Consider the following 10,097-nt stretch of genomic DNA (forward strand, 5'->3'; position numbering starts at 1 on the left):
CGCAGTGCGACCCGGACGCACCTCCGAGATCACCGCCTGCCGCCACGGCAAGCTCACCGCCCACCTGCGGGCGGCCGGTCTCGGCACCATCGCCGACGTGGGCTTCGTCGGCCTCGACGACAGCGATCCCGACGCCGATCCGGTGAGACCAGGCCGTGGGCGGTGAGGTGGTCGGCGAGCGCGGTGAGCTCGGCGGGGTCGCGGCCGAGCCGCTTCATCTCGTACACGGTGAAGATGACCCGGCAGTGCGGGGCGTGCGCCTTGACCTCCCGCGCCGTCCGCAGCGCCTCCTCGAACTTCGGGCGGACCCGCACCCGGGTGCTGATCTTCTCGCTGAAGATCTTGTCGCGGGGGATGCCGTGCTTGGCGAGTGCGTCGAGCTGGGAGTCGAGTTCCTGCCCGAGGGTCGAGCAGCGCGCGTAGCCGATGCGGATGTCCGCACTCGGCAGGTCCGGGTCGATCGGCGCCGGGGGTGGGTTGCCGGGCCGCCGAGGGGGCTGGCCGCGGTGGGCGCCGCGCTTGGCCGAACCGCGTAACGGCACCATCGCGCCCTCCCACCGGGGCAGGCTCAGCCACTCGCCCGCCGTCGGCGGCTGCCGCGTGGGCGCCGGCCGCCGAGGTCCTTGGAGGTGCACTCACTGGATCAGGTCGTCGGGTCGATTGTTCGGACGCTGCACTGCTCTCTGCGGTGTCGATCCTTGCCCAGGTTGCTGCGCGTGGACGCTCCCGGACAGGACCGCGGGGCTGTGTGCTGCGACATTGCGGCCTCGGTCCCCCGGCGGTGTCCGATCCGGAGGGGTAGGCAGGTCACCCCAACCGTGCTATCAAAGTACAACCAAACGATTAGTCCCCGGTTTCTCGACGTCGACGCGGGTGATTGTTCTTTGATTGCACGACCCACTGTTGAGTGGGTCGTTGTGCGCGGAAGGCAAGGTCCCCAAGCATGAAGATCGTGATCGTGGGCTGCGGCGAGGTCGGTCTGGCCTACGCCGAGAAGGCCCTACAGCTCAGTTCTGCTCCGCACCTGGAGTTGCTCGATCCCGCTCCGGCATCTGCGGCGGTGGCTTTTGCCGACGGGCGGGGCCTGTCACTGCACCGCGAGACCGGGCAATGGCTGAGCGGGGCGGAGCTGGTGCTGCTGGCCACCCCGGGCGGTGCGCTCCAGCCAGTGCTCGACTCGCTGCTGCCTCATCTCCCTGCCGGTGCCGTGATCGCCGACCTGAGCACCGCCTCCGCGGACGCCAAGCGGGACGCCGCCTCACGCTGCGCACAAACCTCCGCACGCTACGTCGACATCGCCATCACCGGGTCGGTGGCGGTCAGCAGGGCCGCCACCCCGCTGCTCTACGCGGGCGAGACGATCCCAGAACTCCTCGACCTGTTCCGGGAACTCGGCGCCCCGGTCACGGTGCTGGACGACAGCCGCCCCGGGGACGCGATGCGAGTGAAGCTCCTGCGCTCGGTGCTGATGAAGGGGCTGGAGGCGCTGGCCGTGGAGTGCCTGCCGGCTGCCCGTGCCTACGGCGCGCTCGACCAGCTCTGGGCCGCTCTGAAGGACGTGGACCGCACGGGCTTCACCAACCTGCTCCAGGCCATGACCCGCACCCACCCGAGGCACGCCGCCCGCCGCGAGCACGAGGTCGCACAGGCCGCTGAGCAGCTTGAGCAGATCGGCTGCCCGAGCGCGATGACCCGCGCCACGGAGCAGCGCTTTGCGGTAACCCGCGCGGCTGCCGACTCCTCCGTCCCCGCGGACGACACCACCGACGCAGCGATCGACTGGATCACCGCGACCCGCTCGAACGCGCTCTGATCCGTGCCTCCCTTGGCCCGCCCCCCACCTTTCCTCATCCACCTCTTCCGCGGAGAGTCATGTCCACAGCCCCCAATGACGTGGCCGGACAGTACAGGCCCGCCATCGTCAACAAGGTCAAACTGGTGATCCTCGGCGTCGCCGAGGCCGGCTTCTTCCCCTGCGTCATCCTCTACCTGAGCTACTGGTTCCCCGAACGTGAACGTGCCCGCGTGGTCGCCCAGTTCATGGTGGCCCTCCCGGTGGCCACCCTGATCGCCGGACCGCTGTCCGGCCTCATCCTCGACCACGTCCACTGGCTCGGCGTCTCCGGCTGGCGCTGGGTCTTCATCATCGAGGGCCCGCCCGCCGTTCTGCTGGGCCTGGTCACCTTGTTCCTGCTCACCGACACCCCGCAGCAGGCCACCGACCACGACCGCACCCCCACGCCTGCCCCTGCCGCCGACACCTCCCGCTAGCCGATCCCGAAGGACCGAAGGACCGAACGTGACCCTCATCCACGCTCCCCGTCCCCCTCAGCAAATCCTCACCCGTCTCGGCGAACTCGGCGCCGCCACCGTCTACGAGGCCAACGGCCAGACCGGCGCCCTGGACTCCGGTCTCAAGCCGCTCGACGCCGGCCGCACGCTGGTCGGTACCGCCGTCACCGTCGACCTGGCGCCCGCCGACAACTGGTACATCCACGTCGCACTCCTCCAGGCCGGTCCCGGCGACGTCCTCGTCGTCAACGCCCAGGGCTACACCGAAGCAGGACCCTGGGGCGACGTCCTGACCTGCGCAGCCCAGGAACGAGGGCTGGCCGGACTCGTCATCGACGGTGCCGTCCGCGACAGCCGCGACATCATCGAGACCGGCTTCCCGGTCTTCGCCCGCGGTCTGTCCATCAAGGGCACCAGCAAGGCCGTCCCCGGCCAGGTCAACGTTCCCGTCATCGTCGGAGGCGTCCTCATCCACCCCGGCGACGTGATCCTCGGAGACGCCGACGGCCTCGTCCGCATCACCGCCGACCGCACCGAGCACGCCCTGGCCGCCTCCGAAGCCCGTGCCGCCAAGGAAGCTGACTTCCGCGACCGCATCCGCGCCGGTGAATCCACCCTTGACCTGCTCGGGCTCCCTCACCCGGGCACCACGGAGGCAAGCCGGTAGTCGGCTAGTCTTGCCGGGGGCAACTGGTATGAGGAGGCGAACAAGGTTGGGGCGACCAGCAGACGCAATCTACCTCGCCCTGAAATCCTCCATCCAGACCGGCCAGCTCGCCCCCGGCGAGCACCTCGTCGAAGAAAACCTCCGCGCCCAGTACGGCGTCAGCCGCACCCCGGTCCGCAACGCCCTGCGCAGACTCAGCGAGGACGGCCTGGTCACCATCGAGACCAACCGCGGCGCCTTCGTGGCCTCCTGGACCGACAGCGACGCCACCGAAGTCATGGCCATCCGCTCCATGCTCGAGCCGTACGCCGCCCAACGCGCCGCCGAACGCCGCACCGACTCACAGCTCACCGAGCTCTACGCCCTGTGCGACCGGATGGAAGCCTGCGCCACAGAGCAAGCCTCCGACTTCCGCGATGAACTAGCACACAGCAACCACGAGTTTCATCTCCTCGTACTGCAATGTGCCGCCTCACCTCGCCTGTACAGCATCGCCGCCAACCTCGCCCGCGCGCCGATGATGCTGGGCTCCTTCCAGCTCTACAACAGTCACCAACTCGGGCGCAGCCTCCAGGACCACCGCGAACTGACCAACGCCATCGCCCTGCGCGATGCCGCCGCCGCGCGCGCCGTCATGGAGGCCCACCTGCGGCTGTCCTACCTGGCACTGACCGCAGCGCCTGCGCCCCCGCAGTGCCAGCGGGGGTGAGGAATCCGCACTCGGGGTCGCAGCGGGTGCCGCGGTCGGGCAGCGCGTCCGGTCGACCTCCGGTACACCGCGCGCACTGCCTCCCACCAGGGCGGATGATATTTTCGGCAAACGCACCGATACGGCACAACCGGCGGCCTGGCGAAGGCCACCCGGCAGCACCACCCGGCCCAGACGATCGCCGACCTCATTCTGCGAACTGCACCCCCGCGTGGCTCAGTGTGTCCGGTTCGCCGGTGTGGCCCTCGTGAACGCGGGAGACTCCTCGCGGGGGATCGATCTCGGTCGCGCGCATGAAATCCAAAAAACGAGCCGCGACGGGCGAGAGGTCCTGAGAGCAGCGGTACATCACGCCGGTGACCCTGGTTGCTCCCGGAGAATCCACGGGTACCGCGACCAGATCATCCAGCCCGAAACCCCGCAACTCCAGGGCCGGCAGAGCTGCCACGCCCACGCCGGCCCGTAGCAGCCCGCGGATCGTCGCCGCGCTACAGGCATTGAAGTGGTGGCTCACCGAGATCGAATGCTTGCTGAACGCAGCGTCGGTGATCGCTCGGATGCTGGTTCCGGGCCGTGTTGCGACCACGGTCTCACCATTGAAGTCCGCCCACGAGATGGAATTCCGCGCCAACCAAGGATGGCTGTGGTGCGCGACGCCGTAGAACCGTTCCCGCAGCAGTGGTGTGAAGCAGAAGCCGTCTGGCAGGTCACCGTGGGCGGTCAAGCCGAGTTCGACAGTCCCACCTTCGAGGCGTTCGACCACTTCATCCGCGGCCCCATCGATGATCTCGAACTCCACCTCGGGGTGATCCAGCATGAAGCCGCGCATCACGCCCGGCAGCACAGCCGCCGCGAGCGACGGAAGCGCGGCTACGGCGATGGTTCCGGACTGGGCCGCCACGTACGACATGAAGCGGCTCAGTCGCATGTCCACGTCGTCGAGGACGGCGCCCGTCATGAGGAGAAAGGCATGCCCCTCGGCCGTGAGGTCGAGCTGCCGAGTGGTGCGGTCGAACAACCGCACCCGCAGGAGACGCTCGACTTCCTTGATCCTCCTGCTGAGGACTGACTGAGAGATGTGCTCTGCTGCGGCTGCTTTCGTGAAACTGCCGGATGCGGCGAGTGTCCGGACCGCGCGAAGCTGCTGCAACGTCAGGTCAGGGACCGGCATGGCTCCACCTCTTGCCGCATAATCAACCACCTAGTTCGGCCTCGAGCGCACATGGTTTGCGATCGCCGCATCGTCGTTCGCGCCGTACATGTCGTCGATCAACGTGGCGAACGAGTTCACGACGGCATTGCGCTTGATCTTGCCGTTCGCGGTCCGCTCGCCGCGCTCGACTTCCAGGGACCGCGGCAGAACGCGAAAGTCCTTCAACTGCTCCACCCGCGCGAGGTCCGCGTTGACCCGAGCGACCTCCGCCCGCAGGCGTTCGGCCAGCGCCTCTGCCGACCGGGCGGCTGCGGTTGTACTCGGTTCGAGCAGGACGGTGAGGTATTTGCGGGCATCGCCGACGACGATCGCTTCGTTGATCAGCGAGCTCTCCTTCAACCGGGTTTCGATGGGCTGAGGATTGATCGTTTTGCCGCCTCGGGTGATGATCACGTCCTTCTTCCGGCCGATGAGCCGGATGTCGCCGTGGGGTGTGCGCTCTATCAGGTCACCGGTGCGGAACCAACCATCCTGGTAAGCAGCCTCGGTCTCCGCCGGGTTGCGCCAGTATCCGTCGAAGAGCAACGGCGCGCGGAGCAGCATTTCGCCATCGTCCGCGACTTTCACCTGGAACCGTGGGTCCGGGAATTTCCTGCCGATGAAGCCAGGACGGGGGAACGGATGGTTGAAATGAGCTATGGGACACCCGGCGGTCTCGGTGAGACCGTAGTTCTCCCGAAGATCGAGCCCCCAGATCTGCCAAATCGCGATGACGCTTTCGGGCATCGCGGCAGACGCGGTGTAGGCAACCCGGATGCGATCCATTCCGGCGGTCGCCCGCAGTGGCAAGAACACCCAACGAAGTGCGGCAGCGTACGCGATCCGCAGCGGTACCGAGGGCCGGCGATGGGACCAACGGCGTTCGGCTACTCTGCGGCCGACCCACATGGCGGCGCCATAGGCGTAGCGACGAAGTCGCGGCCAGACCTCCGTCTGTGCGATCAGTTCGCCGGCGATCTTCTCGTAGAACCGCGGCGGCCAGAGCACTGCTGTCGGCCGCACCGAACGCAACACGTCTTCGTAGTCACCAATGCGGCAGTATGTGACCACCAGCCGTGAGAGCAGCGGCGAGAACACCGACACCAACGCCGGCGCCACGTGGGCCAACGGCAGGAAGCCCACGGCATCGTGCTCGTGGCGGAGGAGCTGCGGGTAGAGGCCGACGAAGGTCTGAACCGCGTGCTGAAGCGTGCGGTGCGAGTGGGTGACGCCTTTCGGAGCTCCCGTGGATCCCGACGTGTAGAACAGCACGGCGGCATCGTCGAGGGAGCCGCCGGCGACCAGCTCGGACAGAGGATCGGCGCTGTCGTCGGCGTACTGTGTTCCTTCTTCGCACAGCGCTTCCCACGATGTCCTTCTGATCACCTCGGGTAGCTCCGGCGGAGTGTCGTCGATTCCGACCACGAGCCGCAGCTTCGGCGTGTGTGCGGCGACCTTCGCCACCTTGCCGAGCTCCGTCGTCGTCTCGCCGATGAAAGCGACGGCCTCGCTGTGTACGAGGAGTTGCTCGATCTCGGCAGGTGAGTTGGTCGGATAGACGCCGATCACGACGCCGCCGACACTCTGCACGGCCAGCGCGGCGAACACCCACTCCGGGCGTGCGCTGCTCATCACCGCGACGCGATCGCCGTGCCGCACACCTTGCGCGATGAGGCCGAGCGCGAGATCTTGCACGCGATCCCGGTATGTCCGCCACGTGATCGTCTGCATCACCCCGTCACGCCAGTAGCGCAGCGCGACGGCGTCGGGTTCCTTGTTCGCGCGATCGAGCAGCAGCCCCGGTAGCGTCCGGGTTGGCTCGAAACTGGTCAGATCCATGACACGGCCTCTCTTCCAGAGCCGACAAGCCCGGGCCCGATGAGATTCATGCGGCACTCTCCCCGAGATGCAGGAAGCCACCTCGGTACCACGTCACCGGCTTGCCGCTACCTGTCCGCGCGTCGTGTACACGGCCGATGAGGATTACGTGATCTCCGCCGGGTGCGACTTGCTCCAGTTCACAATGGATGACTGCCGCCGCATCGGGCAGTATCGGGTGACCACTCTCATCGAATTCGAAGGCTCCGTTCGCGAACTTGTTTTCACCCTTTGTCGCGAACTTGATCGCCAACTCGGCGTGCGCGGGAGTCACGATGTTGACGATGAACCGCTCGGCCGCCAGGAAGACGGGGGAGCAGTCCGCTCCTCGGTCCAGGCACACCAGGACGAGCGGCGGATCGAGCGACAGCGCCGCGAAGGAACTCGCGGTGAACCCGTGCAGCGTGCCTGACGCGCTTCGCGTCGTCACGATCGTCACGCCTGAGGGGAAGCGGGCCAACGCCGAGCGGAAGGCGTCCGGGTCCAGCCCTTGAAATCGATCAACCATGATATCCCTCGCGGGCGGCTCGGGCGGCAGGGTCGTTGAAGACCGTGCGCGCGTCGGCGACCGTGACGCGGAGCTGCTCTTCGACCGGCCAACGGGAAGTTCCTGAGTGCAGGGCCCGTTTCAGCGCCGCGAACACGGCAGGCGGTTTCGCCGCTGCCGCCCGCGCGTCCGCCATCGCGATCGCGAGCAGGTCGCCCTGCTCGACCACCTGGTCGACGATGCCCATCCGCTCCGCGTCGAACGCGTCGACGGGCTCTCCGCCCAGCAGGAGGCGCCGGGCCGCGCGGTCGCCCAGGACCCCGCGCACTCGAGTGATCCCCTTCACGGCCGGCAGCATCCCGTGGTTGATCTCGGGGAAGACGAAACGCGCCTCAGTCGACGCGTACACCTTGTCGGCGAACAGGGCCATTTCGATGCCGCCACCGACGCACCAGCCGTTGACCGCACACACCAGCGGCCGGGCAAAGTCCTCCAGTGCGCAGAGCAGCGCGTGAAACGACGCCATCCGCTCGACCATCGAATCGGCCCCGAAGCCGATGGCTTCCTTGATGTCGCCACCCGCGCAGAAGAAGCGCTCACCAGCTCCCGTCAAGACCACCGCGGGGGTGCCGGGGCCGGCGGCGAGGGTTTCCAGCGTCGTTGTCAGCTCGCTGACGAGCGAGTTGCTGAGCGCGTTCGCCGGCGGGTGGTTCAGGGTGAGTACAACCACGCCGTCCACTTCGTCGGACGCGTGCACAGCGCTGGGCGCTGTGTTGTGGGAGGCAATGCTCATGCTCGCCTTCCCTCAGTTCGCCGGTCCGCCGGCAGTGCGAGCGGAGGGGAAGTCCACGGGGCGCTTCTCCCGGAAAGCCTGGCGTGCTTCCGCGTAGTCGGCACCGGCGAAGTCGAGGATCTCGAGTGCCGAGGACAGCTCGTGCTGGGGCATCGCGTTGGTGAGCCAGGAGTTGAGCGCACGCTTGGTGAAACGGAGCGCCTGCTGGGAACCGCGGGCCAGCTGGGACGCGACCTCGAGCGCGCGGGGCAGCACCTGCTCGCGGGGAACGGACAGGCTCACGAGCCCGATCCGCTCGGCCTCGGCGCCCGTCAGCTTCTCGGAGGTGAGCACGTAGTACTTGGTCTTGGCCATGCCGACAAGCAACGGCCAGATGAGCGCGGCGTGGTCGCCGGCGGTCACACCGACCTTGGTATGGCCTTCGATCAGCACCGCGTCGTCCGCGGCGATGCTGATGTCGGCGAGAAGCGCGGTCGACAGCCCGTAGCCGACCGCGGGGCCGTTGATCGCGGAGATGATCGGCTTCTCGATGCGCAACATCGTCGCGACCCGCTTGCGTTCGGTTTCCAGCATCGCGAGCGCATCCTGGGGTGTGGGATCGGGCTGAGCGACGTCCATCCCGGTACAGAAGGCTTTGCCGGCCCCGGTGATGACGACGACCCGGGTCTGGTCGTCGCGCTCGACGTCGGCCCAGATCTGGTTCATCTCCTCGAACATCGGCAGGGTGAGCGAGTTGTACCGGTCGGGTCGATTGATCGTGATCTGGAGGATGCCGTTGTCGTGGCGTTCGGTGAGGACGTTGCCGGTGCCGTGGTTGTAGAGGGTGGTCATCGGCTGGTCTCCTTGTGGTGGCTGGGGTTGTGCGTGTCGTTGTACTGGCGGAGTGCTTCTTCGTGGGCGGGGCGGGCGGCTCGGATCTCGGCGAGGATGTCGTCGGCCGAGCGCACGACGTTGCGGGGGTTTTTGAAGCGGGGGATGACGTACTTGCCGAAGAGTTCGATCGAGCGCATCAGCTGGTCGTGGGGGAGGCTGTCGACACGCAGGACGAGTGCGTCGACGCCCATGTCGGCGTATCGCTGTACGTGTTCGATGCAGTGGTCGGGGTCGCCGACCATGAAGCCCTGGGAGTGTTCGAACATGTACTCTTCGTCGTTGAAGTCGATGTCCTTGACAGCGCCCATGTAGGCGTAGTCCTTCGACAGTTTCGACAGGCGCTCATATGCGTCGGTGGACAGCTTGGCCATCTCGAACAGGGGCTTCGCCTCGAGGCGGGCCTGGGCAGTGGTCTCGGCGCAGTGCATACCACCGGCGACCGCGACCATCTTGCGCGGCGTGATCGGGTAGGGGTGGTCGGTGGCGGCGAGAGTGGTGTCGTAGAGCTTGACCATGTTCTCGACGAGGTCGAACCCGAGGTAGAGGCCGCCCATGATGGCGCCGATACCCATCGAGGCGGCCGTCTCGACCGAGCTCGGGCTGCCGGCGGCAGCCGAAATGGGCGGGTAGGGGCCTTGCAGGGGCTTGGGGACCAGGCTGCGCGGCGGAACCTTGTAGTGCTCGCCCACGTAGGAGAACACGTCGTTGAGGAACGCGCTCCGGATCAGCTCGATGCCCTCACGCCACTGAGCCTTGTTCTCGGAAGGGTCCACCTCAAACGCGCGCAGGGCGAGCGTGGTGTTGCCGCGCCCGGTACCAAGCTCGATGCGGCCGTTGGACAGGATGTCCTCGGTCGCCACACGCTCCGCGACGCGCAGTGCGTGGTTCATCCGCGTCGGCAGCAGCGTCACCAGGTGGATGAACCGCATCCGGCTGGTGAGAGCCATCAGGTACGGGTAGAGCACCTCCGGAGCGGAGACCGAAGCCGTACCCAGAGCAACATGCTGCTCGGAACTGCCGAAGGCATCGAAGCCGACGCGCTCCGCAAGCAGAACCTCCTCCACAAGCTCCCGGTAGCGGTGCTCATGTGTGAGCCCGACCGGGGTGTCCCCCTCCGACATGAGGATGAAGTCCATACCGACCCTTCCGTCAAATGTTAGTGGGCGATAACGTAGGGCGTAGCCCAGCCCAGGTCAAGACCACGAG

At 67.2% G+C, this 10,097-nt stretch carries 11 protein-coding genes; 4 read left to right on the forward strand and 7 right to left on the reverse strand.

Annotated elements, in window-relative coordinates:
• Nucleotides 1–53: 53 nt before the first annotated feature.
• Nucleotides 54–545 (reverse strand): recombinase family protein, encoded by a 492-nt coding sequence (locus ACT2CW_RS23200; protein WP_445518108.1) that lies wholly within the window; start codon nucleotides 543–545, stop codon nucleotides 54–56.
• 398 nt (nucleotides 546–943) lie between these two features.
• Here ACT2CW_RS23200 and ACT2CW_RS23205 point away from each other — a divergent pair, with 398 nt between their 5' ends.
• The 4 genes from ACT2CW_RS23205 to ACT2CW_RS23220 are packed head-to-tail and all read left to right on the forward strand — an operon-like array spanning nucleotide 944 to nucleotide 3,668.
• Nucleotides 944–1,813 (forward strand): DUF1932 domain-containing protein, encoded by an 870-nt coding sequence (locus ACT2CW_RS23205; protein WP_445518109.1) that lies wholly within the window; start codon nucleotides 944–946, stop codon nucleotides 1,811–1,813.
• A 59-nt stretch (nucleotides 1,814–1,872) separates the two neighbouring features.
• Nucleotides 1,873–2,271: an MFS transporter gene (locus ACT2CW_RS23210; RefSeq protein WP_445518110.1), complete on the forward strand. Its 399-nt coding sequence runs from the start codon at nucleotides 1,873–1,875 to the stop codon at nucleotides 2,269–2,271.
• A gap of 28 nt (nucleotides 2,272–2,299) precedes the next feature.
• Nucleotides 2,300–2,959: a 4-carboxy-4-hydroxy-2-oxoadipate aldolase/oxaloacetate decarboxylase gene (locus ACT2CW_RS23215; protein WP_206282497.1), complete on the forward strand. Its 660-nt coding sequence runs from the start codon at nucleotides 2,300–2,302 to the stop codon at nucleotides 2,957–2,959.
• 46 nt (nucleotides 2,960–3,005) lie between these two features.
• Nucleotides 3,006–3,668 (forward strand): GntR family transcriptional regulator, encoded by a 663-nt coding sequence (locus tag ACT2CW_RS23220; RefSeq protein WP_445518111.1) that lies wholly within the window; start codon nucleotides 3,006–3,008, stop codon nucleotides 3,666–3,668.
• Between the two features lie 187 nt (nucleotides 3,669–3,855).
• Here the strand turns inward: ACT2CW_RS23220 and ACT2CW_RS23225 are convergent, their stop codons facing one another.
• From ACT2CW_RS23225 to ACT2CW_RS23250, 6 genes are read right to left on the reverse strand one after another with little or no spacing between them, the layout of a single operon-like run.
• A complete protein-coding gene (locus ACT2CW_RS23225; RefSeq protein ID WP_445518112.1) occupies nucleotides 3,856–4,839 on the reverse strand; it encodes a LysR family transcriptional regulator in 984 nt (327 codons plus the stop codon).
• Nucleotides 4,840–4,869: 30 nt separating this feature from the next.
• Complete coding sequence (locus tag ACT2CW_RS23230) at nucleotides 4,870–6,699, reverse strand: AMP-dependent synthetase/ligase (RefSeq protein ID WP_445518113.1); 1,830 nt, start codon at nucleotides 6,697–6,699, stop codon at nucleotides 4,870–4,872.
• 46 nt (nucleotides 6,700–6,745) lie between these two features.
• Nucleotides 6,746–7,246, reverse strand: coding sequence for a flavin reductase family protein (locus ACT2CW_RS23235; protein ID WP_445518114.1), 501 nt, complete (start codon nucleotides 7,244–7,246; stop codon nucleotides 6,746–6,748).
• Nucleotides 7,239–8,018: an enoyl-CoA hydratase/isomerase family protein gene (locus tag ACT2CW_RS23240; protein WP_164436790.1), complete on the reverse strand. Its 780-nt coding sequence runs from the start codon at nucleotides 8,016–8,018 to the stop codon at nucleotides 7,239–7,241. The genes ACT2CW_RS23235 and ACT2CW_RS23240 overlap by 8 nt, the downstream gene beginning before the upstream one ends.
• A gap of 12 nt (nucleotides 8,019–8,030) precedes the next feature.
• On the reverse strand, nucleotides 8,031–8,849 hold the full coding sequence (locus tag ACT2CW_RS23245; RefSeq protein ID WP_445518115.1) for an enoyl-CoA hydratase/isomerase family protein: 819 nt from the start codon (nucleotides 8,847–8,849) through the stop codon (nucleotides 8,031–8,033).
• Nucleotides 8,846–10,027, reverse strand: coding sequence for an LLM class flavin-dependent oxidoreductase (locus ACT2CW_RS23250; RefSeq protein ID WP_445518116.1), 1,182 nt, complete (start codon nucleotides 10,025–10,027; stop codon nucleotides 8,846–8,848). Before ACT2CW_RS23250 ends, ACT2CW_RS23245 begins: the two co-directional genes overlap by 4 nt.
• Between the last annotated feature and the right edge of the window lie 70 nt (nucleotides 10,028–10,097).

Source organism: Streptomyces sp. NEAU-174, from assembly GCF_052665095.1.